Source organism: Variovorax sp. 278MFTsu5.1, from assembly GCF_048305045.1.
Lineage (GTDB): Bacteria > Pseudomonadota > Gammaproteobacteria > Burkholderiales > Burkholderiaceae_C > Variovorax > Variovorax guangxiensis.
Genome location: NZ_CP157622.1, coordinates 6755017 through 6778340, shown reverse-complemented (window position 1 = coordinate 6778340; position 23324 = coordinate 6755017). Strand labels below are relative to the sequence as shown.

Below are 23324 nucleotides of genomic sequence, written 5' to 3'. Positions count from 1 at the left end.
CGCGAGGGCCGCATCGCCATGACCTGGAAGGTATTTGCGCGATTGCTTTGGAAAAAGCCTGCTGGAGCGAATGCTTTATGAAGCCAGTCTTCATAATGGCCGCCATGTCGCCCGAACTGCTGCCCGCTATCGCCGCCTTCGCCCGCGTGGCGCATCACGCCAGCTTCACGCGCGCCGCGCAGGAGCTGGGCCTGTCGCCATCAGCCCTTTCGCAGACCGTGCGCACGCTGGAGCAGAAGCTCGGCGTGCGCCTGCTGGACCGCACCACGCGCCGCGTCGGCGTGACTGAACTGGGCCAACAGTTCCTCGCGGGTGCGCAGCAGGGCCTCGCCGCGTTAGCGCAGGCGGTCGAAGGCATCGACGAGGCGCGCGACAGGCCCGCCGGTCTGCTGCGCCTGAACGTCTCACGCGTGGCGGCCGAGTTGCTCTTCTTTCCGCACTTCGGCGTGTTCGCCAACGCCTATCCGGACATCACGCTCGAGTTCGTCTGCGACAACCGCATGGTCGACCTGGTGGAAGGCGGCTTCGACGCCGGCATCCGCCTGGGCGAGAGCCTCGCTCAGGACGTGGTGGCCGTGCCCGTGGGCGGGCCGGTGCGCATGGTCACCTACGCGGCGCCCAGTTACCTGAAAGGGCGCAGGCTGCCGCTCACGCCCGAAGACCTGCGCGAACACCGGTGCCTGAACTACCGCCTGACCACCGGCGGCCTCTATCGCTGGGAATACGCGCAGGATGGGCGCGTGCTCGACGTGGAACTCGCCGGGCCGCTCATCAGCAACGACGCAGACCTGCTGCTCGCGGCCGCGCGCTCGGGCGCGGGCATTGCCACATCGTTCGAAGGCGCGGTGCGCGAAGACTTCGCTAGCGGCCGCCTCGTGCCGCTGCTGGAGCCCTGGTGGCCGACCTTTCCGGGCTTCTATCTCTACTACCCGAGCCGCGCGCAGATGCCGCGCAAGCTGCGGTTGTTCATCGACTTCCTGCAGGCGCGGCACGCGCCGCCGCCGGTGACGCAGCGGGCGGTCAGGCCCGCATCAGCGCCTCGATCTCGTCCGCCTTCACCGGCACGCCGCGCGAAATGAGTTCGCAGCCGGTGGCGGTGACGATTGCGTCGTCCTCGATGCGGATGCCGATGTTGTAGAACTGCTCGGGCACGCCGTCCGCGGGGCGCACGTAGATGCCGGGTTCCAGCGTCAGCACCATGCCGGGGTGCAGGATGCGGCTGGGGCGGTTCTTGATGACTTCGTTCGACAGCGGGTCCTTGCGCTCGCTCACCTCGCCCACCTGCGTGGGCTCGACATAACTGCCGCAGTCGTGCACGTCCATGCCGAGCCAGTGGCCGGTGCGGTGCATGTAGAACTGGAAGTAGGCGCGCGTGTCGATGACGTCGTCGACGCTGCCGACCTTGTTGGCATCGAGCAGGCCAAAGTCGAGCATGCCCTGCGCGAGCACCCGCACCGCGGCGTCGTGCGGGTCGTTGAAGCGGTTGCCGGCCCTGGTGGCGGCAGCCGCCGCGTCCTGGCTGGCCAGCACCAGGTCGTACAGCGCGCGCTGCGGGCCGCTGAACTTGCCGTCGGCGGGGAAGGTGCGGGTGATGTCGCTGGCGTAGCCGTCGAGCTCGCAGCCGGCGTCGATAAGCACCAGTTCGCCCTTGCGCACGGGCGCGGCGTCGGCACGGTAGTGCAGCACGCAGGCATTGGCGCCTGCCGCGACGATGGAGTAGTACGCCGGATATTGCGAGCCGCCGAGGCGGAATTCATGCAGCAGCTCGGCGTCGAGGTGGTACTCGCGCGCATCCTTGCCTTCGCGCAGCATGCGGGCCGACAGCTGCATCGCGCGCACGTGCGCGCGGGCGCTGATCTGCGCGGCGCGGCGCATGATGTCCTGCTCGTGCGCGTCCTTGACCAGGCGCATCTCGTCGAGCGGGCCGCACAGGTCGCGTTGCTCGTCGGGGCACAGCGCGCCGTAGCGCACGCGCGCGCGCACCGACTGCAGCCAGCCGTCGACGCGGCTTTCCAGGCCCTTGTGGATGGCGAAGGGAAACCACACGGTGGCGCGGTTCTCCAGCAGCTTGGGCAGCTTCGCGTCGAGCTCGGTGACGGGGAAGGCCTCGTCGACGCCCAGCGCCGCGGGCGCCGCGTCGGGCCCCAGGCGGTAGCCGTCCCAGATCTCGCGCTCGATGTCCTTGGGCGCGCAGAACAGCGTGGCGCGGCCGTCGCCGGCCAGCACCAGCCAGGCGTTGGGCTCGGTGAAGCCGGTCAGGTAATAGAAGTAGCTGTCGTGGCGGTAGAGGAAGTCGGTGTCGCGGTTGCGCGGCCGCTCGGGCGCGGTCGGGATGATGGCGATGCCGTCCTTGCCGAGTTGCGAGGCGAGGCGCGCGCGGCGCTCGGCGTAGATCGTGGTGGCGATGTCTGCTGCGGTCATCTTGTTGGCGTGTTCAGTTGGGCGAGCCGTTCGGGGGTTCCCACATCGGTCCAGGGGCCGGTGTAGAGCTCTGCGCTCACGAGTTCATTGTCCATCGCGGCGCGCAGGATCGGCGCCAATGGGGCCTTGCGGCCGGCCGGGTTGCCGCCCGGGATGTCGCAGTAGGGCGGTGCGAAGAGCGCGGCCCGGTACAGGCCGATGGTCGAGAAGGTGTACTTCTCGGCAGCGGTGTTGAGCGCGAGGCCATCCGCAGAGAGGCCGAAATCGCCCTTCAGGTTGTGCGCGGGGTTCGGCACCAGCCAGAGGTGCGCGAGCCTGCCGCCGGCCATGAAACGGTCGACCGAGGCCTGCGTGAAGGCGAATCCGGGCGCGAACACGTCGCCGGCCGCGACCCAGAACACGTCGCCCAGCAGGGGCAGCGCACGCACGATGCCGCCGGCCGTCTCCAGCGCGCCGCCGAAGTCGCGGCCCTCGTCGGAGTATGAAATCGATAGCGCGGAGTGCCCGTCCAGCAAAGGCTTTGCGCCGAACCGGTCTGAAATCTGCTTGCCCAGCCAGTCGGTATTGACGACCAGCTCGGTGAAGCCGCCGGCGGCCAGCGCCTCCATCGGCCATTGCATCAGGGGCTTGCCACGCACCTCCAGCAGGGGCTTGGGGCAGGAGTCGGTCAGGGGCCGCATGCGCTCGCCGCGCCCGGCGGCCAGGATCATGGCGCGCACCGCGTTGCCGCTCACGCCGCGACCCGTCCGCGCTGCAGTTCGTTGCGCTCGCTGTGCCGGGGCTGGAACAGCGACACCAGGCACTCCATCAGCGCATGCGCCTTGGCCGAGTGGTCGCCGCTGAAGTTGCAGACGTACACGTCCAGCGTCACGCCGCGCTGCTCGGGCCAGGTGTGGATGCACAGGTGCGATTCGGCCAGCAGCACCGTGGCCGTGACGCCGCCCGGCCCTTGCGGCGTGGCCGGGAAGCCGTGGATCAGCTTGCCCACCGCCTGCAGCCCGGCGGCCGCCACCGCCTTGAGGCAGACGGCCCCCAGCGCGTCGCGGTCGGTGAGCCACTGGGGGCCGCATTGGCAGTCGTGGAGGTCGGCGGTGAGGTGCAGCCCGTGCATGGGTGGCAACTCTAGCAGTCCGCCTGACGCACAAGAACATCGGAAGGGTGTTCAGGCCGTATCGGGAGCGTCCGGGGCTCGCCCGGTAAAATCGCGGGTTCTCCCCACCCCAACCCCTCTTTTCCCTCCGAAAGTCCACCGCACATGGCAAACCACGCCCTGATGGCCAACGCAATCCGCGCACTGGCCATGGATGCCGTCCAACAAGCAAATTCCGGACATCCGGGCGCACCGATGGGCATGGCCGACATGGCCGTCGCACTCTGGGGCGATCACCTGCGCTACAACCCCGCCAACCCGCACTGGTTCGACCGCGACCGCTTCGTGCTGTCGAACGGCCACGCCTCGATGCTGCTGTACTCGGTGCTGCACCTGACCGGCTACGACCTGCCCATCGGCGAACTCAAGAACTTCCGCCAGCTGCACAGCAAGACCGCCGGCCACCCCGAGGTGGACGTGACCCCGGGCGTGGAGACCACCACCGGCCCGCTGGGCCAGGGCATCACCAACGCGGTGGGCTTCGCGCTGGCGGAGAAGCTGCTGTCGGCCGAGTTCAACCGCAAGGACCACACGGTGGTCGACCATCACACCTACGTCTTCCTGGGCGACGGCTGCATGATGGAAGGCATCAGCCACGAAGCCTGCGCGCTGGCCGGCGCCTGGCACCTGAACAAGCTGATCGCGCTGTACGACGACAACGGCATCAGCATCGACGGCCAGGTCAAGCCCTGGTTCATCGACAACACCGAAGAGCGCTTCAAGGCCTACGGCTGGAACGTCATCGGCCCGATCGACGGCAACGACGCCGCTGCGGTGTCCAAGGCCATCGCCAAGGCCAGGAAGGAAGAGTCGAAGCCCACGCTGATCGTCTGCAAGACCGTCATCGGCAAGGGCAGCCCGAACCGTGCCGGCACCGCCAAGGCGCACGGCGAGGCGCTGGGCGCGGAAGAAATCGTGCTCACCCGCGAAGCCATCGGCTGGCCCTACCCCGCATTCGAAGTTCCGGCCGAGGTGTATGCCGACTGGGACCACAAGGAAGCCGGCGCCAAGACCGAAGCCGAGTGGAACGACAGGTTCGCAGCCTACGCCGCCGCCTACCCCGAGCTGGCCGCGGAGTTCACCCGCCGCATGAAGGGCGAGCTGCCCAAGGACTTCCACCAGGTCGCGTTCGACACCGTGGTTGCCGCACACACCAAGGCCGAGACCGTCGCCAGCCGCAAGGCCAGCCAGCTCGCGCTCGAAGCCTTCACCGCCGCGCTGCCCGAGATGCTCGGCGGCAGCGCCGACCTGACCGGCTCGAACCTCACCAACACCAAGAGCACGGCCGCCCTGCGCTTCGATCCGAAGACCGGCTCGGTGGTCATGAACGTGCCGGCCGTTCCTGCCAAGCAGGGCGCTGAAGACGAAGCCAAGCCCGAAGCCCCGGCCGAAGCGCCGCACGGCACCATCGGCCGCCACATCAACTACGGCGTGCGCGAGTTCGGCATGGCCGCCATCATGAACGGCGTGGCGCTGCACGGTGGCTACATCCCCTACGGCGGCACTTTCCTCACTTTCAGCGACTACAGCCGCAACGCCATCCGCATGGCCGCGCTGATGAAGCGCCGCGTGATCCACGTGTTCACGCACGACTCCATCGGCCTGGGCGAAGACGGCCCCACGCACCAGTCGATCGAGCACGCCGCCTCGCTGCGCCTGATCCCTAACCTCGACGTCTGGCGCCCTTCGGACACCGCCGAGACGGCCGTGGCCTGGGCCGTGGCGCTGCAGAACCAGTCGCGCCCGACCGCGCTGCTGTTGAGCCGCCAGAACATCGCCTACTCGCCCAAGAGCGAGCTCGGCGACATCAGCCGCGGCGCCTACGTGCTCTCCGAGCCGGAGAACGTCGGCCTCAAGAACAAGAAGACGGCGGCCGTCATCATCGCCACCGGCTCCGAAGTGCCGCTCGCGCTGGCCGCCCAGAAGCTGCTGGCCGAGAAGAAGATCGCCGTGCGCGTGGTGTCGATGCCCTCGACCACCACCTTCGACCGCCAGGACCTGGCCTACAAGAAGGCCGTGCTGCCCAAGAAGCTGCCGCGCATCGCCGTGGAAATGGGCTGCACCGGCGGCTGGTGGAAGTACGGCTGCGCGGCCGTCGTCGGCATCGACACGTACGGCGAATCGGCGCCGGCGCCGGTGCTGTTCAAGCACTTCGGATTCACGGCGGAGAACGTGGCCGCCACGGTGGAAGCGGCGCTGCGCGACTGAGTCCTTTCGCCGGATCACGACAACAGTTTTTCAACCTTAGGAGCAAGTCAGATGGCTATCAAACTCGGTATCAACGGCTTCGGCCGCATCGGTCGCAACGTGCTGCGCGCAGCCGTGCAGAACTTCAAGAACGACATCGAAATCGTCGCCATCAACGACCTGCTCGAGCCCGACTACCTGGCCTACATGCTCCAGTACGACTCGGTGCATGGCCGCTTCAAGGGTGAAGTGACGGTCGAGGGCAGCACGCTGATCGTGAACGGCAAGAAGATCCGCCTGACGCAGGAGCGCGACCCCGCGCAACTGAAGTGGAACGAAGTCGGCGCCGACATCGTGCTCGAGTCGACCGGCCTCTTCCTCACCAAGGAAACCGCGCAGAAGCACATCGATGCGGGCGCCAGGAAGGTGATCCTGTCGGCACCGTCGAAGGACGACACCCCCATGTTCGTCTACGGCGTGAACGACAAGAAGTACGCCGGCGAAGCCATCATCAGCAACGCCAGCTGCACCACCAACTGCCTGGCCCCGCTGGCCAAGGTGCTGAACGACAAGTGGGGCATCAAGCGCGGCCTGATGACCACCGTGCACGCCGCCACCGCCACGCAGAAGACCGTGGACGGCCCGAGCAACAAGGACTGGCGCGGCGGCCGCGGCATCCTGGAAAACATCATCCCGTCGTCGACGGGCGCGGCCAAGGCCGTGGGCGTGGTGATTCCCGAGCTCAACAAGAAGCTCACCGGCATGAGCTTCCGCGTACCGACCTCCGACGTGTCGGTGGTCGACCTGACGGTCGAGCTGGTAAAGGAAGCCACGTACAAGGAAATCTGCGCCGAGATGAAGGCACAGAGCGAAGGCGCGCTCAAGGGCGTGCTGGGCTACACCGAAGACAAGGTGGTGGCCACCGACTTCCGCGGCGACCCGCGCACCTCGATCTTCGACGCCGAAGCCGGCATCGCGCTCGACGGCACCTTCGTGAAGCTCGTGAGCTGGTACGACAACGAATGGGGCTACTCGAACAAGTGCCTGGAGATGGTGAAGGTCGTCTCGAAGTAAGACTTCACGGCCTCGACAAAAAACGCGCCCTCGGGCGCGTTTTTTTATTTGGGCTCCTGCTCGCCGTCATCGCAGCTTCTCGTTCCTGCGGACCTCGCTGCTCAGCTGCGAGGTCAACCGCGTCGCAGCCCGTCGCGCCGCCAACCCGAAGTCGCCCTTGAACTCCCCGAACTCGGCCGTGCCGTTGCCCACGGCGCGCACGCGCGTGACCTCGGCGCCTGCCGCATCGGTCACCACGCACGAGACCTCGGCCGTGAACGAGGTCGGCGGCCAGCTGATCCATGAGGACGAGCTCGAATCGGTCTTGATGCGCGGCGAGAACACCAGCGACACGCCCGCCGCCTCGTTGGCCTTCGCGTCGCCGGCGGTGCGCAGAACGACGACGTCGCGGTAGACGGCGCGCAACGCGTCGCGTATCGACTTCTCCAGGTCGCGGTACGGGTAGTAGCTCACGCGGTCGCCGCTGCCGCCTGGGGTGACCACTTCCAGGTCTCGATCCGCATAGGTCATCACGTAGGCGACCTTCTTCGGGATGAGGTGCGCCTGCGAGCGAGCCGGTGCGGTCTCGGTGATCATGGTGATCGGGTGCACGCAGCCGGCGAGCAGCAGCAGTGCCGACAGCGCCATGGCCACCGGAAGAGAAGAAGAAAAGGGGAACTGCATCGAAGCGCCTCCTGACCTCTGGGATCAACGGCCGATGGCGGCCACGAACTGCGGATCGGCGTACACCTGTCGCAGCAGCGCACGCACGAGGCGCGGATACGCGGCCTGCCCGGCAGGCACGGCGACGATGCTCGCGTAGCTCGAATCGAAGGCGGTCTCGGCGCGGTAGGTCTTGCGCAGGCGCTGCATGGCGTCGCGCGTGACTGTGATCTCCACGTCCATGCGGCCGGTGCCGTTGATCACGCCCAGGTCGATCTCGTTGGCCAGCACGCGCGCCGCGATGCGCGTGGGCGCCTTCGGGTCGTAGACGGAGATCTCGCTGAGGTCGCGCATCATCGCGTCCTGCAGGTACTGCGCGAAGCTGCCGCTGGGCGACAGCAGCCGGGCACTGCGCAGGCGCACGGTGTTGACCTTGTCGTCCGCATCGGTGGGCTGCGCCTTCGCGAGGGCCACCGGGCCGGGCCGCGTGGCCTCCAGCTTGTCGAGGGTCTCGTAGTCGGCCGCGTAGGGCGGCGCCAGCAATGGCGCGCAGCCGGTGGCCAGAACGGCGGCTGCCAGCGCGCCGGGCAAGAGGAGGCTGCGCAAACGCCAGCCCTGCTGCGAACTAAAGATCGCCATCCCGTCGGTCCCCTCTCCGCATCTTCACGAGGCCCGCGATGCATGCATGGTGCATCGGTGGCGCGTGCTCCCGGCGCGACGGTAGCACGCATCGCGCGGCGCGCGAATGCGTGATGCCGCGAAACCGGAAGGTGCGCGACGTGAGCGGAAAGAACGAACGGACTAAGACGGACTCAGACCGGCTCGAGCACGTGGATCAGCTTGCCCGCGGTGAGCTCCTTCGTCTTCTCGCTGTGCGCCTTCATGTGCGGCGCGACCGCGTGCGCCTGCAGGTGCGCCAGCGTTTCCCACTTCTCGATCACGACGAAGGTGTCGGGGCCGAAGCTGGCCTTCGACGCGGGGATGCCCTGCGCATCGACCGTGGCGCCGTACTCGATGCAGCCTGCCTCGGCCAGCACGGCCGCGCGGTTCTCGGCGAAGGCTTCGAGCAGCCTGGCGCGCTGGCCCGGTTTGGCGGTGATGACGGCGACGACGTGGATCATTGAAAAGTCTCCGGTTGGATGAGTGGTGAATGACGACGGTCGAATCTAAGAGATTCGGCGCGGCAGTGCCGGTCAGGTCCGCGACAACGCCGCGGCCTTGTCCCTATCATCGCCTGCATGTTCTTCCCGCTCCCTCGCACGGCCACCGCGCCCTTCTGCCCTTCCGAAGTCAAGGGCAGCGTGGCCGTCCCGCAGGAACTGCCCTTCTTCAAGAAGCTGATGCGCTACGCGGGCCCGGGCCTGCTGGTGTCGGTCGGCTACATGGACCCGGGCAACTGGGCCACAGACATCGAGGCCGGCTCGCGCTTCGGCTACGGGCTGCTGTTCGTGGTGCTGCTGGCGAGCCTGTCTGCCATGCTGCTGCAGACGCTGTGCGTGCGGCTGGGCATCGTCGCGCGCAAGGACCTGGCGCGCGCCTGCCGCGAGCATTACTCGCCGCGCGTCAACCGTTTCCTGTGGCTGGGCGCCGAGCTGGCCATCGTGGCCTGCGACCTCGCCGAGGTGCTGGGCAGCGCGCTCGCGCTGCACCTGCTGTTCGGCGTGTCGATTCCGGTGGGCATCGGCATCACGGCCTTCGACACGCTGCTGGTGCTGGGCCTGCAGGGCGCGGGCTTCCGGCGCGTGGAGGCCATCGTGCTGGGGCTCGTCGGCACCATCGCGGCCTGCTTCGTCGTCGAACTCGCGATGTCGCCGCCCAACTGGTTCGGCGTGGCGATGGGCTTCGGCCCGAGCCTGGAGCGGCTGCACCAGCCGGGCGCGCTGTACCTGGCCATCGGCATCGTCGGCGCGACGGTGATGCCCCACAACCTGTACCTGCATTCGTCCATCGTGCAGACGCGCCTGATCGCCGACACCGAGCCCGCGCGACGCGAGGCGGTGCGCTTCTGCACGCTCGACGCGGTGGTGTCGCTCTCGCTCGCGCTGCTGGTCAACGCGGCGATCATGGTGCTGGCGGCCAGTGCCTTCCACGCCACCGGCCACCGCGAGGTGACGGAGATCGACGACGCCTACCGGCTGCTGGAGCCCATCGTCGGCAGCGCCATCGCGGCCACGCTGTTCGGCATCGCACTGCTGGCTTCGGGCCAGAGCTCGACCTTCACCGGCACCATCGCGGGCCAGATCATCATGGAAGGCTTCCTCGACCTGAAGATCCCGTGCTGGCAACGCAGGCTCATCACGCGTGCGCTGGCGCTGGGCCCGGCATGGCTGGGCGTGTGGTGGTTCGGCGACGGCGGCGTGGGCAAGATGCTGGTGCTCAGCCAGGTGGTGCTGAGCTTCCAGCTGCCGTTCGCGATGTGGCCGCTGATCCGCTTCACCAGCAGCCGCGCGCTGATGGGCGGCTTCGCCAACGGGCCGGTGGTGAAGTCGCTCGCGTGGCTGCTGTTCGGCGTGATCGGCGCGGCCAACGTCTGGCTCATCGCCTCCGTGGCCACGGGCAATTGAGCCGGCTTCAGGGCGTGCCCGCGTCCTTCCACAGGTGCACCAACGCTTCGGGCGCCTCGGCTTCCGGGACTTCGAAGCTCACGGAGATTTCCTCGGTGCCCTGCACCAGCACCTCGACGCGATAGAAGCGCTGGTCGCCGCCGCTCACTGTCGCGCCGGGCCGGCCGGCATGGGGTACGGCGCTTTGCAGCGCGTCGCCGATCTGCTGGCGCAGCGCGTCGGTGCAGTCGCCGAGCTGGAAGCTGCGCGGCCGGGACAGGCCCGGCAGGTAGGCCAGCCCGCCTTCGCGCGTCACGCGCACGACGGTGGCTTCATCGAGCGGCGGCAGGCGGATCATGGCTCGGTCACTCCGGTGGCCAGCCATGCATCGGCCACGGCCTTGTGCACCGCGCTGCCCGCGCCGAAGCGACGCGACGCCATCTCGATGCTGAGCGTTGCGAAGGCCGCGAAGTCGGCGTCCGCGCGCAGGCGCCTGTCGCGCAGCGTGTCGTACCAGACGCGGCCCACGCCCTCCCACGCCGGTCCTTCCACGGCAACGGCAGCCAGGTAGAAGGCGCGGTTCGGAATGCCCGAGTTGATGTGCACGCCGCCGTTGTCCTGCGTGGTGGAGACGAAGTCCTTCATGTGCGCGGGCTGCGGGTCCTTGCCGATCACCGGGTCGTCGTAGGCGGTGCCGGGCTCGGCCATCGAGCGCAGGGCCTTCGCCTTCACGCTCGGCATGAAGAGCCCGGCGCCGATCAGCCAGTCGGCCTGCCGCGCGGTCTGCTTCAGCGTGTGCTGCTTCACCAGCACGCCGAACACGTCGCAGATCGATTCGTTCAGCGCGCCGGGCTGCCCCTGGTAGACGAGCGCGGCCTCGTGGTCGATCACGCCGTGGGTGAGCTCGTGGCCGATGATGTCCACCGCGATGGTGAAGCGGTTCATGACCTGGCCGTCGCCATCGCCGAACACCATCTGCGCGCCGTTCCAGAAGGCGTTGTCGTAGTTCCTGCCGTAATGCACGCTGCCGGTCAGCGGCATGCCCGCGCCGTCGATGGAGTCGCGCCCGTACACGTCGTGGTACAGCCGCCATGTGGCGCCGAGGTGCTCGTAGGCTTCGTCGGCCGCGATGTCGCCGGTGGCGGGCTTGCCTTCGGTGCGCACCAGCCTGCCGGGCAGCTCGGTCGTGTGGCCCGCATCGTGGACGGCGCGCTCGGGCGAATCGGGCCGCGCTGGGCGCACCGGCGTGCCGGTGATGTTCGAGACCGCCGCCGGCGGCACCAGGCCGCGCAGCGCGCGATGTTCGCGGTCGATGGTCAGCGTGTTGGCGGCGCAGTCGCTCAGCGGCGGGTTGGCGCTTTCGGCGAGCCGGCTCAGCAGGTACGGCGGCACGAAGGCGGGGGGCAGCATCTGCGGGTCGCGCGAGGGCATGGCAGGCCTTTCTCCAGGTGTCTTTCACGGGTGTCGAACGGGTGTCGACGGTTCCGGAACACCGTAGCAGAAACACAGGCTCGCCCCTGTCGGATCGAGCCTCAAGCCCTGGGCGGCATGTCGTCTTTGCCCAGCGCAGCGGCCATGAAGTCGACGAAAGTTCGCACGCGCGCCGACAGCTGGTGGCGCTGCGGATACACCGCGTAGATGTCGGCGTCGGGCGTGCGGTAGGCGGCGAGCACCTGCACGAGGCGCCCGCTGCGCAGGTAGCGCGCGATGTCCCACTCGGCGCGCATCAGGATGCCGTGGCCGTCGAGCGCCCAGTTGACCGCGATCTCGCCGTCGTTGGTGCTGAGCATGCCGCGCGTCTTCACCGCCTCGGTGCGCTGCGCGCTGCCGCGCCCGGTGCTCAGCCGCCAGATGCCGTAGCCCTCGTCGCCCTGTCGGATGCCGATGCAGCGATGGCGCGTGAGGTCGTTGGGCACCTTGGGCTGTCCGGCGCGCGCGAGGTAGGCCGGCGAGGCGCACAGCAGGCGCCGGTTCGATGCGATGCGCCGCGCGATCACGCGGGCCTCGGGCGGCGCGCCGAAGCGGATGCAGACGTCGAAGGCGTCTTCGGTCAGCGGCGGCGGGTTCACCGAGAGCTGCAGCTGCACTTCGACCTGCGGATGCTTCTTCGCGAACTTCGAGATCAGCGGCGCCACGTGGCTGCGTCCGAAGCCCAGCGTGGCGTTCACGCGCAGCAGGCCTTGCGGCTCGCCCTTGGCGCCGCCCAGCAGCTGCGCCATGTCGTCGATCTCGCCGAGGATGCGGCGCGCGTGCGCCACGTAGAGCTCGCCTTCGGGCGTGAGGCTCATGCGCCGCGTGGTGCGGTTCACCAGCGTGACGCCCAGGCGCGATTCCATCTGCGCGAGCCGCTTGCTCACCGCGGGCGTGCTGATGCCGAGCTCGCGCGCTCCGGCGCTCAGGCTGCCGCTGGCCGCGAGCGTGGAGAAGAAACCAAGGTCGGCGGGCTGTACCGGGGCTGCCATGGTCGATCCGATTGTTGAATTCAGGTTAACGATGGATTCACTTCCGGCGTGAATCGTTCGACGCGGCCGATCCTACAGTGGGAGCCCGACAGAGCACCTACACACGAAGAAGGACATCGACGATGAGCAGCTACAGCATTGCAACCATTCCCGGCGACGGCATCGGCAAGGAAGTGATACCCGCAGGCCGCCAGGTGATGGAGGCGCTGGCCGAGGCCTCGGGCGGCGCGCTGAAGTTCAGCTTCGAGGACTTCGGCTGGGGCGGCGACTGGTACCGCGCGCACGGCGAGATGATGCCGGCCGACGGCCTCGATGCGCTGCGCGGCAAGGACGCGATTCTTTTCGGCTCCGCGGGCGATCCGCACATTCCCGACCACATCACGCTGTGGGGCCTGCGCCTGAAGATCTGCCAGGGCTTCGACCAGTACGCCAACGTGCGGCCCACGCGCATCCTGCCCGGTATCGACGCGCCGCTGAAGCGCTGCAGGGCGGAAGACCTGAACTGGGTGATCGTGCGCGAGAACTCCGAGGGCGAGTACGCCGGCGTCGGCGGCCGCGTGCACCAGGGCCATCCGATCGAGGCCGCCACCGACGTGAGCATGATGACCCGCGCGGGCGTGGAGCGCGTCATGCGCTTCGCCTTCGGGCTGGCGCGCTCGCGCCCTCGCAAGCTGCTCACGGTGGTCACCAAGAGCAACGCGCAGCGCCACGCGATGGTGATGTGGGACGAGATCGCGCTGCAGGTCTCCAAGGAGTTCCCCGACGTGAGCTGGGACAAGGAGCTCGTGGACGCGATGACCGCGCGCATGGTCAACCGGCCCGCCACGCTCGACACCATCGTCGCCACCAACCTGCACGCCGACATCCTCAGCGACCTCGCGGCCGCGCTCGCGGGCAGCCTGGGAATCGCGCCCACCGGCAACATCGACCCGCAGCGGCGCTACCCGTCGATGTTCGAGCCCATCCACGGCTCGGCCTTCGACATCATGGGCAAGGGGCTCGCCAACCCGGTGGGCACCTTCTGGTCGGTGGTGATGCTGCTGGAGCACCTGGGCGAGGCCGAGGCCGCGCGCCGCGTGATGGCAGCGGTGGAGCACGTCACGGCCAACCCCGCGCTGCACACGCGCGACCTCGGCGGCAACGCGACCACAGAGCAGGTGACGCGCGCGGTGTGCGCGCACATAGCGGCCGAGCCGCTGCGGCTGGCGGCCTGATCCGCCCCGAGATTCCACGGTATCCGCGCGCCTCGAAGCGCGCGCCGCAGAACAACGAGCCGGAGACAAGACCATGAACGCTTCCTTGAACGCGCGTCCGTATCGGCGCACCTTGCTGCAGGCCGCAGCCATCGCAATGGGACTGGGCACCACCGCATTCGCCTTCGCGCAGTCCACCCCTGGTTGGCCAGTGCGGCCGATCAGCCTCGTCGTGCCCTTTCCCGCCGGCGGCACCACCGACGTGCTGGCCCGCGCGCTGGCCGACAGGCTCTCGCAGTCGCTGGGCCAGCCGGTGGTGGTCGAGAGCAAGCCCGGCGCCGGCGCCACGCTCGGTGCCGACTACGTGGCGAAGGCAAAGCCCGACGGCTACACGCTGCTGATGGGCGCGGTGCACCACACCATCGCCACCAGCGTCTACAGGAAGCTGCCCTACGACTTCCAGAAGGACCTGGCGCCCATCACCGTGGTGGCGATGGTGCCGAACGTGCTGGTCGTCAACGCCGTGAACACGCCCGCGAAGAACGTGGCCGAACTGGTGGCGCTCGCCAAGGCCGCGCCCGAGAAGCTGGCCTACGGCTCCAACGGCAACGGCACGGCGCAGCACCTGATCGGCACGCAGTTCCAGGCCAGCACCGGCGCGAAGCTGCTGCATGTGCCCTACAAGGGCAGCGGGCCGCTGACCACCGACCTCCTCGGCGGGCAGGTGGCGATGTCCTTCGACACCATCACGCCGGTGCTGCAGCACATCAAGGGTGGCAAGCTGCGCGCGCTGGCCGTGACCACCGCGCGGCGCTCGTCGGTGCTGCCCGAGGTGCTGACGCTGGAGGAGGCCGGGCTCAAGGGCTTCGACATCGGCACCTGGTTCGGCGTGCTCGCGCCCGCGGCCACGCCGAAGGAGATCGTGGCGCGGCTGAACGCCGAGATGGTGAAGATCATCCATTCGCCCGACTTCGCGCAGCGCATGCAGGCCATCGGCGCCGAGCCGCTGGGCGGCACGCAGGAAGAGATGGCGCGGCAGATCCGCGAGGAGACGGCCAAGTTCGCGAAGCTGGTGAAGGAAGGCGGCGTGGCGATCGAATAGCGCCGCAGCGAATGGCGGCCGGCGGCGTGCAGGCGGTTACGCACGCGCACACCTGCGTTCAGCGGCCGGGTCGCCGAGGCCATAGGATCAGGGCTTCCGAAATCACCGCCACCCGCCCATGTTCATCGTCACCCTCACCTACATCCGTCCGCTCGAGGAAGTCGACGCGCTGATGGATGCGCACATGGTCTGGCTCAAGAAGCACTACGAAAGCGGTCTTTTCGTGGCCTCGGGCCGGCAGGTGCCGCGCCAGGGTGGGGTGATCCTCGCGCGCTCGGGCGACCGCGAGGGCCTGGAGGCGGTGCTGGCGCGCGACCCCTTCGTGCAGGGCGGGGTGGCGCGCACCGAAGTCATCGAGTTCGTGCCGCGCATGACGGCGCCGAGCGTCGAGATCCTCAAGACTTTCTAGGCCGGCTTTCCAGCCGCTTCCGCCGGCAGCTCCTCGCGCCCGCCGGGATGCCGGGCGAAGCGCGGCGCGTCGTGGCCGTGCACCGGCGCCGGGTCTTTCCAGGGCCAGCCGCCGAACTGTGTGCGGCGGTAGTCGGCCATGGTCTGGCTGATCTCGGCCTGCGTGTTCATCACGAAGGGGCCGTACTGCGCCACCGGCTCGGCGATCGGGCGGCCCTGCAGCACCAGGAACTCCGCGGCTTCCGCATCGCCGTTGGCGATCTCGACGGCCACGTCCGCGCGCAGCTCGATGGCAGCCGGGCCCTGCACCTGCTCGCCGCCGACCAGCGCCGTCGCACCCTTGAAGAAGTACAGCATGCGCCGCGTGCCTTCGCCGGCGGCGGCGGGCAGCGTCCAATGCGCGCCGGGCGTCATCTTCAGCGTCCAGATCGCCACGTCGGCATCGGCTTGTGCGGCCCAGGAGTCGGGCGGAGGGGCCAGCGGCTGGATCGGGGCCTGCGCGTCGCCGCCGCCGAGCCGGCCCGCGATCACCGCGACCTCGGTGCGGCCGCCCTTCGCGTCGTCGGAAACGAAGCGCGGGATGGCCTCCGACCAGAACATCGTGAAGTGCGGCTCGGCCATCTTGTTCCTGGCGGGCAGGTTGAGCCAGATCTGGAACAGTTCCAGCGGGTTGGCCGAGGCGGCGTCGAGCAGCGGGAACATCTCCGAATGCACGATGCCCTTGCCGGCCGTGAGCCACTGCACGTCGCCGCCGCCGAAGCGCGCGGTGGCGCCCAGCGAGTCGGAGTGGTCGACAAGGCCCTTGCGCACGATGGTCACGGTCTCGAAGCCGCGGTGCGGGTGCGAGGGAAAGCCCGGCACTGTCTCGCCGTGGTACATGCTCCAGCCGTCCTTGCGGCTGAAGTCCTGGCCGATCTGGCGGCCGGCCAGCGAGGCCTCGGGGCCCATGCGGCCGTTGGCCTTGGGGTAGGCGTCGTCGTGGTAGACGCAGAAGAGGAACGGGTCGATCGTCTGCCACGGAAAGCCCAGGGGGGCGATCCGCACGATGGGGCTCTTGCTGTTGTTGCCGGTCATGGCGCTGCTAATCCTTTCCAGGTGGGGCGCGGCCGATGATGCCGCGCCAGTGCCTGGAATATCGGGGCGCCGCCGCCTTGCGGTAGGTGCCTTGCGTGCAACGGTGAAGAGCGCGTATGGAACGATGGGCATCGGTCGTCCTTCTCTTCCGGCGGCCTGCCGGCGCCTTACTGCTTCGGCATCTCGGCGTTCGGGTCCATGTAGACCAGCTCCCACAGGTGGCCGTCGATGTCCTGGAAGCCGTGGCCGTACATGAAGCCGTAGTCCTTCGGCTCGGTCGGCGTGGTGCCGCCGGCGGCCTTGGCCTTGGCCACGAGTTCGTCGACCTCGGCGCGGCTCTCGCACGACAGGCACAGCAGCACTTCGGTGCTCTTGGCGGTGTCGGTGATGCTCTTGGTGGTGAAGGTCTTGAAGAACTCCTCGACCAGCAGCATCACGTGGATGCTGTCCTTCTGAACGACCATGCACGCGGCATTGGCGTCGGTGAACTGCTCGTTGAAGGTGTAGCCCAGCGCGGCGAAGAACGCCTTGGTCTTGTCGAGATTCTTGACGGGGAGGTTCACGAAGATCTGCTTGGTGGCCATGGTGTCGTCCTGTCGATGAAGAAAAGAAGTGGGTTGTGGAGGTGTTTTCCGGCGTTTTGTGTACGCCGTCCACAAACGATATCAAATCAAATGGACGGCGTCCACATCTTTTTCGAAGCCCGAGATCCGGTCGATGCGACCGCGATTGCAAGGGGAGAAACGGACCGGGCATCATGGCCACCATCATGGAAATCGAGTTCAAGTTCTGCATCCCCTCCGGCCGCCTGAAGGCCGTCGAAGCCGCCCTCAGGCGCGGCACCGTCGTGCGCACCCGCCTGCAGGCCCGCTATTTCGACACCGCCGACCAGCGGCTGGCCGCCGACGGCATGGTGCTGCGGCTGCGCAAGGAGGGGCGGCGCTGGGTTCAGACCGTCAAGGCCACCGGTGACAACGCCCTGCACCGGCTGGAGCACAACGTCGATCTGGGCACGACGGGCCCGGCGCCGCAGATCGATCCCCAGCGCCACCAGGGCACGCCCGTGGGCGAGCGGCTTGCGAAATTGCTGGCGGATGGCACGCAATTGGTCGAACGGCAATCGACCGACATCGTGCGGCTCACGCGCGAGGTGCGCGTCACCGGGCCCGGCGGCGCGGTGGTCGAGATGGCGCTGGACGTCGGCAAGGTCGTCGCCCACGCCGGCACGCCCGAGCAGCGCGAATCGCTGGTGTGCGAGCTCGAACTGGAGCTCAAGCGCGGCGACGTGCAGGGCTTGGTCTCGCTCGCGCGGCGCTGGTCGCAGCAGCACGGGCTGTGGTTCAGCACCGTCTCGAAGGCCGAGCGCGGCGCGCGTCTGCTGGCGGCGCGGGAAACCGTGGAGGCCGTGAAGGCCGAAACCCCGCGCTTCGCCGACCAGCACCCCGACGGCCTGGCCATCCGGCAGGCCGTAGTCGCCTCGTGCCTCGCGCAGATGCTGCCGAACGCGAGCGAGATCGCCGCGGGCAGCACCGACGAGGAGCAGATCCACCAGCTGCGCATCGGCATCCGCCGCCTGCGCACCGCTCTGCGCGAACTCGCGCCGCTCGACCCCGCCTCCGGCCTTGCCGAAGCCGCCGAATGGGAGCCTCCGCTCGTCGACGCCTTCCGCGCCCTCGGTGCACTGCGCGACCGCGAGCAGGTCGTGAAGCTGGCCCAGCCGCGCCTGCGCGAAGCCGGCGCGCCCGACTTCGACCCGCTGGCCGCCGACGATGCCGCTGCAGCCGATGCGCCCTCGCCCGCAGACATCGTGCGCGCCCCGGCCTTCCAGAACGTGCTCGTCTCGCTGATCGGCTTCACCGCGGCGAAGCCGGCCGAACCGGCGCCCGAGACTGCCGCGGAAGGCGATCCGCCATCAGCACCGGTAGGCGCCAACGACGCCCGCCGCCTTCTGCGAAAGCGCCTGCGGCGGCTCCACAGGCAGGTGTTGCGCGACGGCGAGCGTTTCGAATCGCTGGACACCGAAAGCCAGCACCGCGTGCGCAAGCGCCTCAAGCGCCTGCGCTACCTCGCAGAGTTCGTGGCGCCGCTGTTCGACGAGAAGGAAGAAGGCGGCGCCGCCGGCCGCTACCTGAAGGCCCTGCGCCCCGCGCAGGACGCGCTCGGCGAATTCAACGACGAGGCCGTCGCGCTCGCCCTGTACCGCGAGGCCACCGCGCGCGACGCGCGCGCATGGTTCGCGGTGGGATGGTTCACCGCGCGGCACGCGGCTGGGGCGAAGGCCTGCCGCAAGGCGCTCGCGAAGATCGAGGATGCGGCGAGGTTCTGGAAGAAAAGCTAGCCGTGGATGAACACGGCCCGTTCAGTGATGGTGCCCATGCGCCCCATGAACATGCCGGTGCTCGATCTCCACCGGCTGCGCCGCGCGCACGTCCGTCACCTGCAGGCTGAACTTCAGCGCCTTGCCGGCCCAGGGATGGTTGCCGTCGAGCAGCACGACCGGGCCCTTGATCTTCATCACGGTGAAGACGTGCTCGCGGCCGTCGTCGAGGCGGCCCTGCAGCTGGCCGCCGACCTTCACGCCGGGCGGGAAGTCGGTCTTGGGGATGCTGCGCACCAGCGACTCGTCGCGCTCGCCGAAGGCGTCTTCGGGGGCGAGGCTCAGAACGGTCTGGTAGCCCTTTTCCTTGCCGTCCAGCGCTTCCTCGATCTTGGGCAGCGTGTTCTGGTAGCCGCCATGCAGGTAGGCCATCGGCTCGGGGCTCGCCTCGATGAGCTTGCCCTGGGCGTCGGAGACTTTGTACTTGATGGTGACAACGGTGTCTTTTGCGATTTTCATGGGGTCGCATTCTCGGCCGAAACCCGAAGGCGCAGGCGGCGGTGCGGCTACTTGAGCACGTCCATCTGGTCGAGCTTGCCCATCACCAGCCCGATGAAGGCCGACACCGCCAGCGGCAGGTGCTTGCGGCTCGGATAAACCACGTTGAGCCCCCGGCCGGCGTACTCGTACTGCGGCAGCACGCGCACGAGCTGGCCGGCCTGCTCGTCGCGGGTGGCCATGGCGGGTGGCAGCTGCGCGATGCCCAGCCCGGCCAGCGCGGCCCTGCGCAGCGCCTGGGCGGTGTTGCCGGTGAAGCGGCCGGTGACCTGCACTTCTTCCTCCACGCCGTCGGGGCCGGTGAGGCGCCAGGTGGTGTGGCCGGTGGGCGTCGAGGGTGTCACGCAGTCGTGTCCGGCCAGATCCTGCAGGCTGTGGGGTTCACCGCGCCGCGCGATGTAGGCGGGGCTCGCGAGCAGGCCTGCACTGCGGGTGGCCAGGCGCCGGCCGACATAGCCCGAGTCGCGCAGCACGCCGCCTCGGAAGGCCACGTCGATGCGCTCGGCGATCAGGTCGGCGGACGCGTCGCTGAGCACGAAGTCGAGCTTGACCAGCGGGTGCTCGGCCAGGAAGTCGGCCACCCATTCCATGGGGAAGAAATCGAAGAAGTCCGCCGGCGCGGCCACCCGCACGAGGCCGCTGGGCTCCTGGCCGCCGGCCGCCAGCGCCTGCCCGGCGGCGGCCAGCCCGTCGATCAGGCCGGCGCACCGGTCGTGGAAATCCTGCCCGGCGCTGGTGAGCGTGAGCTTGCGGGTGGAGCGCTGCATCAGTCGGGTGCCGAGCTGCGATTCGAGCTGCTGGATGCGCCGGCTCACGGTGTTGGGCGGCAGGCCCAGCCGCCGGGCGGCCTCGGCAAAGCTGCCGTGGCGCACCACCTGGACGAAGACGGCGACGTCGTTGAGGTCGAACATGGCGGCTGATTCCTTCAATTCATGGACGAGTGCAATCCGACTCTACCGTCTAGTCGATCAATAGGTGCGCGCCTAACCTTCTGCCCATGACTTCCACATCGCTCGCTTCCCCCACGCAACGCCGCATCGTCTGGGGCGTGCGCATCCTGCTGGCCCTGGCTTTCGGTACTGCCGGAGCCGCAAAGCTGGCCGGCGCGCCGCAGATGGTCCAGGTGTTCGACGCCATCGGCTTCGGCCAGTGGTTCCGCTACGTGACGGGCCTCGTCGAGGTCGGCGGCGCCGTGCTGCTGCTGGTGCCCGCGACCGGCTTCCTCGGCGGCCTGCTGCTGTTCGCGACCATGGTCTGTGCCGTAGCCACGCACCTCGCGCTGATCGGCGGCAACCCGGCGCCGGCCGTGGTGCTGGCTGCGCTGTCGGGCTTCGTCGCCTGGCGGCTGTGGCCCGTGCCGCAGCCGGCCGCGGCCGCCTGAGCTTCCCTTCATTCTTCTTCTTCTTTTTCTTCCAGACCCCACGGAGTACCTCATGACCGCACAACAACCCCGCATCGGCATCATCCTCGGCTCCACCCGCGAAGGCCGCTTCGGCGAGAAGCCCGCGCAGTGGATCCACGAGATCGCGAAGCAGCGCACCGACCTTGCCTTCGAGCTGGTCGACCTGCGCGACCACCCGCTGCCCCTTTTCGACGAAGCCGGCGCGCCGGCCTGGGGCCCGGTGAAGAACGAGGCCGCCCAACGCTGGCAGGCGAAGCTGGCCAGCTTCGACGGCCTGATCGTCGTCACGCCCGAGTACAACCACGGCCCCAGCGCGGTGCTGAAGAACGCGATCGACTGGGCCTACAAGGAGTTCATCCGCAAGCCGATCGGCTTCGTGGGCTACGGCGGCGTGGGTGCTGCGCGCGCGGTCGAGCAGCTGCGGCTGGTGGCCGTCGAGATGCAGATGGCGCCGGTGCGCCACGCGGTGCACATCGGCATGGTCGAGTTCCTCGGCATCTGGCAGCAGGGCAAGAGCTTCGGCGACTTCCCGCACCTCGCGCAGTCGGCCACGGCTCTGCTCGACGACATCGCCTGGTGGACTAAGGCACTGAAGACCGCAAGGGAGGCCGTATGACCGCCGCAGTCGCAACGCGGGCCCGCGCCATCGTCTACCGTACGCGCGGTTCGCGCCACGGCGGCATCACGCGGCTGATGAGCCCAGGCGACCTGGGCGAGTTCCTCAAGCCCTTCGTGTTCCTGGACCTCTTCGGCTTCGACGTCACGGGCGGCCACAAGGGCTTTGGCCTGCATCCGCACTCGGGCATCGCCACGCTGACCTGGCTGATGGAAGGCGACACGCAGTACGAGGACACCACCGGCGAGCAGGGCACGCTGCATGGCGGCGGCGTCGAGTGGATGCGCGCCGGCAACGGCGTGTGGCACACCGGCGCGCCCGCGCCCGGCGTGGAGCGCGTGAGCGGCTTCCAGCTGTGGGTGGCGCTGCCGCCCTCGGAAGAGAACGCGCCCGCGCAGAGCATGTACCTCGCGCCCTCGCAGGTGCCGCAGGAAGGCCCGGCGCGCGTGCTGCTCGGCCGATACGGCGCGGCGCAGAGCCCCGTCGCGGCGCCCTCGCCGATGAACTACCTGGCCGTGAAGCTGAAGGACGGCGAGCGCTGGAGCTATGTGCCGCCGGCCGGCCACACCGTGGGCTGGGTCGCGGTCGACGCAGGCAGCCTTGAGGCGGGCGATGACACGGGCGGCCCCATCGCCGCCGGCGAGCTCACTGTGTTCGAGGAGTCGGGCGCGGCCATCGACTTCGTGGCGCACGGCGACACGTCCTTCGTGCTGGGCTCGGCAGTGAAGCATCCGCACGAACTGGTGATGGGCTACTACTCGGTGCACACCAGCAAGGCCGCTCTCGAGCAGGGCGAGGCCGAGATCCGGCGCATCGGCGCGAAGCTGCGGCAGGAAGGGCGGCTCGCCTAGCCCCGGGTAGTTAGTAACCCGGCATGCGCCGGGCGGGCGGCTGCGCCAGAATCGTTCGCTTCATCCTTCATCGAACGATCCGACTGGTTTTGCAGCCAGCCTCAGCCCCGCCATGAACATCGCCGATTCCTTCGTCACCAACGCCGCCCGCTTCGTCGAGATCCGGCGCGACATCCACGCGCACCCCGAGCTCGGCTTCGAGGAGCACCGCACCTCCGACAAGGTCGCGAAGCTGCTCGCCGAGTGGGGCATCGAGGTGCACCGCGGCATCGCGGGCACGGGGCTCGTCGGCGTGCTGCGCAAGGGCACGGGCAGCCGCACCATCGGCCTGCGCGCCGACATGGACGCGCTGCCGCTGCACGAGGCCAACGAGTTCGCCCACAAGTCGACCAACCCCGGCCGCATGCACGCCTGCGGCCACGACGGCCACACCACCATGCTGCTGGCCGCCGCCTGGCACCTGTCGCAACAAGGGCCCGACGACTTCGACGGCACGGCGAATTTCATCTTCCAGCCCGCCGAGGAGATGGGCAAGGCCGGCGCGAAGAAGATGATCGACGAGGGCCTGTTCGAGCGCTTCCCGTGCGACGCCGTCTTCGGGCTGCACAACTTCCCGGTGGGCGACGTGGGCCGCTTCGCGCTCAACGAAGGCGCGCTGATGGCCTCGAGCAACACCTACATGATCACCGTGCGTGGGCGCGGCACGCATGCCTCGATGCCGCACACCGGCATCGACCCGGTGGCGGCGGTGGTCACGCTCGCGCAGCAGCTGCAGACCATCGTGGCGCGCACCATTCCGAGCACCGAGCGTGCGCTGCTCGCCGTCACGCAGCTGCAGGGCTCCGATGCACCGAACGTGATTCCCGACGTCGCCACCGTGGGCGGCACCATCCGCACCTTCTCCATCGACGCCATCGACAAGCTCGAGGCCCGCCTGCGTGAAGTGGCGGCTGGCGTGGCGGCGGCGCACGGCTGCACCGCCGAGGTGTTCTTCAAGCGCTCGTCGCCGCCGACCGTGAACCATCCGGCCGAGGCGCGCTTCGCGGCCGGCGTGATGCGCGAGGTGGTGGGCGACGACATGGTCACCGACGACTTCCCCGCCGTGATGGGAGCCGAGGACTTCGCCCACATGCTGCTCGCGCGGCCCGGCTGCTACGCCTTCCTGGGCAACGGCGACGGCGACCACCGGCTCGACGGCCACGGGCCCGGGCCTTGCATCATCCACAACACCTCGTTCGACTTCAACGACGAGATCATCCCGATCGGCGCGAGCTACTTCGTGAAGCTGGTGCAGCGCTGGCTGCCGGCGCGCGGCTGATCGGCA

General features: G+C 68.8%; 25 protein-coding genes. 12 read left to right on the top strand and 13 right to left on the bottom strand.

The window, feature by feature from the left end; genetic code table 11:
- Positions 1 to 104 precede the first annotated feature (104 nt).
- Positions 105 to 1079: a LysR family transcriptional regulator gene (locus ABL844_RS31680; RefSeq protein WP_418130074.1), complete on the top strand. Its 975-nt coding sequence runs from the start codon at positions 105 to 107 to the stop codon at positions 1077 to 1079.
- Here ABL844_RS31680 and ABL844_RS31675 read toward each other — a convergent pair.
- The 3 genes from ABL844_RS31675 to speD are packed head-to-tail and all read right to left on the bottom strand — an operon-like array spanning position 1021 to position 3532.
- Complete coding sequence (locus ABL844_RS31675) at positions 1021 to 2421, bottom strand: aminopeptidase P N-terminal domain-containing protein (RefSeq protein ID WP_418130073.1); 1401 nt, start codon at positions 2419 to 2421, stop codon at positions 1021 to 1023. The two genes, ABL844_RS31680 and ABL844_RS31675, sit on opposite strands and share 59 nt — an antisense overlap.
- The gene (locus ABL844_RS31670) at positions 2418 to 3131 is read right to left on the bottom strand and encodes a nucleotidyltransferase family protein (protein WP_418131971.1); all 714 of its coding nucleotides are present in this window, start codon (positions 3129 to 3131) and stop codon (positions 2418 to 2420) included. Before ABL844_RS31670 ends, ABL844_RS31675 begins: the two co-directional genes overlap by 4 nt.
- A gap of 20 nt (positions 3132 to 3151) precedes the next feature.
- The gene (gene speD, locus ABL844_RS31665) at positions 3152 to 3532 is read right to left on the bottom strand and encodes an adenosylmethionine decarboxylase (RefSeq protein WP_019653741.1); all 381 of its coding nucleotides are present in this window, start codon (positions 3530 to 3532) and stop codon (positions 3152 to 3154) included.
- Between the two features lie 144 nt (positions 3533 to 3676).
- Here speD and ABL844_RS31660 point away from each other — a divergent pair, with 144 nt between their 5' ends.
- Entirely contained in the window at positions 3677 to 5779 is a 2103-nt protein-coding gene (locus tag ABL844_RS31660; protein ID WP_418130072.1) for a transketolase family protein, read from the top strand.
- A gap of 51 nt (positions 5780 to 5830) precedes the next feature.
- Positions 5831 to 6832: a type I glyceraldehyde-3-phosphate dehydrogenase gene (gene gap, locus ABL844_RS31655; protein WP_126020941.1), complete on the top strand. Its 1002-nt coding sequence runs from the start codon at positions 5831 to 5833 to the stop codon at positions 6830 to 6832.
- A 66-nt stretch (positions 6833 to 6898) separates the two neighbouring features.
- On the opposite strand, the gene ABL844_RS31650 is transcribed toward gap, so the two are convergent.
- The 3 genes from ABL844_RS31650 to ABL844_RS31640 all read right to left on the bottom strand — a co-directional run bounded on the left by ABL844_RS31650 (position 6899) and on the right by ABL844_RS31640 (position 8595).
- Entirely contained in the window at positions 6899 to 7495 is a 597-nt protein-coding gene (locus ABL844_RS31650; protein WP_418130071.1) for a hypothetical protein, read from the bottom strand.
- 24 nt (positions 7496 to 7519) lie between these two features.
- Positions 7520 to 8080 (bottom strand): hypothetical protein, encoded by a 561-nt coding sequence (locus ABL844_RS31645; RefSeq protein WP_418130070.1) that lies wholly within the window; start codon positions 8078 to 8080, stop codon positions 7520 to 7522.
- 206 nt (positions 8081 to 8286) lie between these two features.
- A complete protein-coding gene (locus ABL844_RS31640) occupies positions 8287 to 8595 on the bottom strand; it encodes a putative quinol monooxygenase (protein ID WP_126020947.1) in 309 nt (102 codons plus the stop codon).
- Between the two features lie 117 nt (positions 8596 to 8712).
- Here ABL844_RS31640 and ABL844_RS31635 point away from each other — a divergent pair, with 117 nt between their 5' ends.
- Positions 8713 to 10038, top strand: a complete 1326-nt coding sequence (locus ABL844_RS31635; protein WP_418130069.1) for an Nramp family divalent metal transporter — start codon at positions 8713 to 8715, stop codon at positions 10036 to 10038.
- A 7-nt stretch (positions 10039 to 10045) separates the two neighbouring features.
- On the opposite strand, the gene ABL844_RS31630 is transcribed toward ABL844_RS31635, so the two are convergent.
- The 3 genes from ABL844_RS31630 to ABL844_RS31620 form a co-directional block, all read right to left on the bottom strand.
- Positions 10046 to 10375 (bottom strand): protealysin inhibitor emfourin, encoded by a 330-nt coding sequence (locus tag ABL844_RS31630; RefSeq protein WP_418130068.1) that lies wholly within the window; start codon positions 10373 to 10375, stop codon positions 10046 to 10048.
- The gene (locus ABL844_RS31625) at positions 10372 to 11448 is read right to left on the bottom strand and encodes a M4 family metallopeptidase (protein ID WP_418130067.1); all 1077 of its coding nucleotides are present in this window, start codon (positions 11446 to 11448) and stop codon (positions 10372 to 10374) included. Before ABL844_RS31625 ends, ABL844_RS31630 begins: the two co-directional genes overlap by 4 nt.
- A gap of 101 nt (positions 11449 to 11549) precedes the next feature.
- A complete protein-coding gene (locus ABL844_RS31620; RefSeq protein WP_418123461.1) occupies positions 11550 to 12479 on the bottom strand; it encodes a LysR family transcriptional regulator in 930 nt (309 codons plus the stop codon).
- A gap of 122 nt (positions 12480 to 12601) precedes the next feature.
- Here ABL844_RS31620 and ABL844_RS31615 point away from each other — a divergent pair, with 122 nt between their 5' ends.
- The 3 genes from ABL844_RS31615 to ABL844_RS31605 all read left to right on the top strand — a co-directional run bounded on the left by ABL844_RS31615 (position 12602) and on the right by ABL844_RS31605 (position 15183).
- Positions 12602 to 13693 carry a tartrate dehydrogenase gene (locus tag ABL844_RS31615; RefSeq protein ID WP_418118531.1) on the top strand — a complete coding sequence of 364 codons (1092 nt, stop codon included), beginning with the start codon at positions 12602 to 12604 and terminating at the stop codon, positions 13691 to 13693.
- A gap of 73 nt (positions 13694 to 13766) precedes the next feature.
- Positions 13767 to 14774 (top strand): Bug family tripartite tricarboxylate transporter substrate binding protein, encoded by a 1008-nt coding sequence (locus tag ABL844_RS31610; RefSeq protein ID WP_418130066.1) that lies wholly within the window; start codon positions 13767 to 13769, stop codon positions 14772 to 14774.
- A 118-nt stretch (positions 14775 to 14892) separates the two neighbouring features.
- Positions 14893 to 15183, top strand: coding sequence for a YciI family protein (locus ABL844_RS31605; RefSeq protein ID WP_093195879.1), 291 nt, complete (start codon positions 14893 to 14895; stop codon positions 15181 to 15183).
- On the opposite strand, the gene ABL844_RS31600 is transcribed toward ABL844_RS31605, so the two are convergent.
- Positions 15180 to 16256 carry a pirin family protein gene (locus ABL844_RS31600; RefSeq protein ID WP_418130065.1) on the bottom strand — a complete coding sequence of 359 codons (1077 nt, stop codon included), beginning with the start codon at positions 16254 to 16256 and terminating at the stop codon, positions 15180 to 15182. The two genes, ABL844_RS31605 and ABL844_RS31600, sit on opposite strands and share 4 nt — an antisense overlap.
- A 167-nt stretch (positions 16257 to 16423) precedes the next feature.
- Positions 16424 to 16840, bottom strand: a complete 417-nt coding sequence (locus ABL844_RS31595) for a VOC family protein (RefSeq protein WP_184639211.1) — start codon at positions 16838 to 16840, stop codon at positions 16424 to 16426.
- Positions 16841 to 17013: 173 nt separating this feature from the next.
- Here ABL844_RS31595 and ABL844_RS31590 point away from each other — a divergent pair, with 173 nt between their 5' ends.
- Positions 17014 to 18594 (top strand): CHAD domain-containing protein, encoded by a 1581-nt coding sequence (locus ABL844_RS31590; RefSeq protein ID WP_418130064.1) that lies wholly within the window; start codon positions 17014 to 17016, stop codon positions 18592 to 18594.
- 21 nt (positions 18595 to 18615) lie between these two features.
- On the opposite strand, the gene ABL844_RS31585 is transcribed toward ABL844_RS31590, so the two are convergent.
- Together ABL844_RS31585 and ABL844_RS31580 are read right to left on the bottom strand one after the other, a co-directional pair.
- Complete coding sequence (locus tag ABL844_RS31585) at positions 18616 to 19092, bottom strand: FKBP-type peptidyl-prolyl cis-trans isomerase (protein WP_418130063.1); 477 nt, start codon at positions 19090 to 19092, stop codon at positions 18616 to 18618.
- Positions 19093 to 19139: 47 nt separating this feature from the next.
- Complete coding sequence (locus ABL844_RS31580; RefSeq protein ID WP_418123448.1) at positions 19140 to 20042, bottom strand: LysR family transcriptional regulator; 903 nt, start codon at positions 20040 to 20042, stop codon at positions 19140 to 19142.
- An 86-nt stretch (positions 20043 to 20128) separates the two neighbouring features.
- Here ABL844_RS31580 and ABL844_RS31575 point away from each other — a divergent pair, with 86 nt between their 5' ends.
- The 4 genes from ABL844_RS31575 (at position 20129) to ABL844_RS31560 (ending at position 23318) form a co-directional block, all read left to right on the top strand.
- Positions 20129 to 20512, top strand: a complete 384-nt coding sequence (locus ABL844_RS31575) for a DoxX family protein (RefSeq protein WP_418130062.1) — start codon at positions 20129 to 20131, stop codon at positions 20510 to 20512.
- A 52-nt stretch (positions 20513 to 20564) separates the two neighbouring features.
- Positions 20565 to 21149 (top strand): NADPH-dependent FMN reductase, encoded by a 585-nt coding sequence (locus ABL844_RS31570; protein WP_126020975.1) that lies wholly within the window; start codon positions 20565 to 20567, stop codon positions 21147 to 21149.
- Positions 21146 to 22000: a pirin family protein gene (locus tag ABL844_RS31565; protein WP_418130061.1), complete on the top strand. Its 855-nt coding sequence runs from the start codon at positions 21146 to 21148 to the stop codon at positions 21998 to 22000. Before ABL844_RS31570 ends, ABL844_RS31565 begins: the two co-directional genes overlap by 4 nt.
- A 112-nt stretch (positions 22001 to 22112) precedes the next feature.
- Positions 22113 to 23318, top strand: a complete 1206-nt coding sequence (locus ABL844_RS31560) for a M20 aminoacylase family protein (protein ID WP_418130060.1) — start codon at positions 22113 to 22115, stop codon at positions 23316 to 23318.
- Positions 23319 to 23324 lie beyond the last annotated feature (6 nt).

What these genes read in the sequence shown, in the direction of transcription:
- ABL844_RS31670 (WP_418131971.1), bottom strand. Translation starts at nt 3,131, where the DNA reads ATGATCCTGGCCGCCGGGCGCGGCGAGCGCATGCGGCCCCTGACCGAC.
- ABL844_RS31570 (WP_126020975.1), top strand. Translation starts at nt 20,565, where the DNA reads ATGACCGCACAACAACCCCGCATCGGCATCATCCTCGGCTCCACCCGC.
- ABL844_RS31615 (WP_418118531.1), top strand. Translation starts at nt 12,602, where the DNA reads ATGAGCAGCTACAGCATTGCAACCATTCCCGGCGACGGCATCGGCAAG.
- ABL844_RS31620 (WP_418123461.1), bottom strand. Translation starts at nt 12,479, where the DNA reads ATGGCAGCCCCGGTACAGCCCGCCGACCTTGGTTTCTTCTCCACGCTC.
- ABL844_RS31660 (WP_418130072.1), top strand. Translation starts at nt 3,677, where the DNA reads ATGGCAAACCACGCCCTGATGGCCAACGCAATCCGCGCACTGGCCATG.
- gap (WP_126020941.1), top strand. Translation starts at nt 5,831, where the DNA reads ATGGCTATCAAACTCGGTATCAACGGCTTCGGCCGCATCGGTCGCAAC.
- ABL844_RS31640 (WP_126020947.1), bottom strand. Translation starts at nt 8,595, where the DNA reads ATGATCCACGTCGTCGCCGTCATCACCGCCAAACCGGGCCAGCGCGCC.
- ABL844_RS31635 (WP_418130069.1), top strand. Translation starts at nt 8,713, where the DNA reads ATGTTCTTCCCGCTCCCTCGCACGGCCACCGCGCCCTTCTGCCCTTCC.
- ABL844_RS31650 (WP_418130071.1), bottom strand. Translation starts at nt 7,495, where the DNA reads ATGCAGTTCCCCTTTTCTTCTTCTCTTCCGGTGGCCATGGCGCTGTCG.
- ABL844_RS31600 (WP_418130065.1), bottom strand. Translation starts at nt 16,256, where the DNA reads ATGACCGGCAACAACAGCAAGAGCCCCATCGTGCGGATCGCCCCCCTG.
- speD (WP_019653741.1), bottom strand. Translation starts at nt 3,532, where the DNA reads ATGCACGGGCTGCACCTCACCGCCGACCTCCACGACTGCCAATGCGGC.
- ABL844_RS31630 (WP_418130068.1), bottom strand. Translation starts at nt 10,375, where the DNA reads ATGATCCGCCTGCCGCCGCTCGATGAAGCCACCGTCGTGCGCGTGACG.
- ABL844_RS31560 (WP_418130060.1), top strand. Translation starts at nt 22,113, where the DNA reads ATGAACATCGCCGATTCCTTCGTCACCAACGCCGCCCGCTTCGTCGAG.
- ABL844_RS31590 (WP_418130064.1), top strand. Translation starts at nt 17,014, where the DNA reads ATGGCCACCATCATGGAAATCGAGTTCAAGTTCTGCATCCCCTCCGGC.
- ABL844_RS31575 (WP_418130062.1), top strand. Translation starts at nt 20,129, where the DNA reads ATGACTTCCACATCGCTCGCTTCCCCCACGCAACGCCGCATCGTCTGG.
- ABL844_RS31680 (WP_418130074.1), top strand. Translation starts at nt 105, where the DNA reads ATGTCGCCCGAACTGCTGCCCGCTATCGCCGCCTTCGCCCGCGTGGCG.
- ABL844_RS31610 (WP_418130066.1), top strand. Translation starts at nt 13,767, where the DNA reads ATGAACGCTTCCTTGAACGCGCGTCCGTATCGGCGCACCTTGCTGCAG.
- ABL844_RS31675 (WP_418130073.1), bottom strand. Translation starts at nt 2,421, where the DNA reads ATGACCGCAGCAGACATCGCCACCACGATCTACGCCGAGCGCCGCGCG.
- ABL844_RS31595 (WP_184639211.1), bottom strand. Translation starts at nt 16,840, where the DNA reads ATGGCCACCAAGCAGATCTTCGTGAACCTCCCCGTCAAGAATCTCGAC.
- ABL844_RS31605 (WP_093195879.1), top strand. Translation starts at nt 14,893, where the DNA reads ATGTTCATCGTCACCCTCACCTACATCCGTCCGCTCGAGGAAGTCGAC.
- ABL844_RS31585 (WP_418130063.1), bottom strand. Translation starts at nt 19,092, where the DNA reads ATGAAAATCGCAAAAGACACCGTTGTCACCATCAAGTACAAAGTCTCC.
- ABL844_RS31565 (WP_418130061.1), top strand. Translation starts at nt 21,146, where the DNA reads ATGACCGCCGCAGTCGCAACGCGGGCCCGCGCCATCGTCTACCGTACG.
- ABL844_RS31580 (WP_418123448.1), bottom strand. Translation starts at nt 20,042, where the DNA reads ATGTTCGACCTCAACGACGTCGCCGTCTTCGTCCAGGTGGTGCGCCAC.
- ABL844_RS31625 (WP_418130067.1), bottom strand. Translation starts at nt 11,448, where the DNA reads ATGCCCTCGCGCGACCCGCAGATGCTGCCCCCCGCCTTCGTGCCGCCG.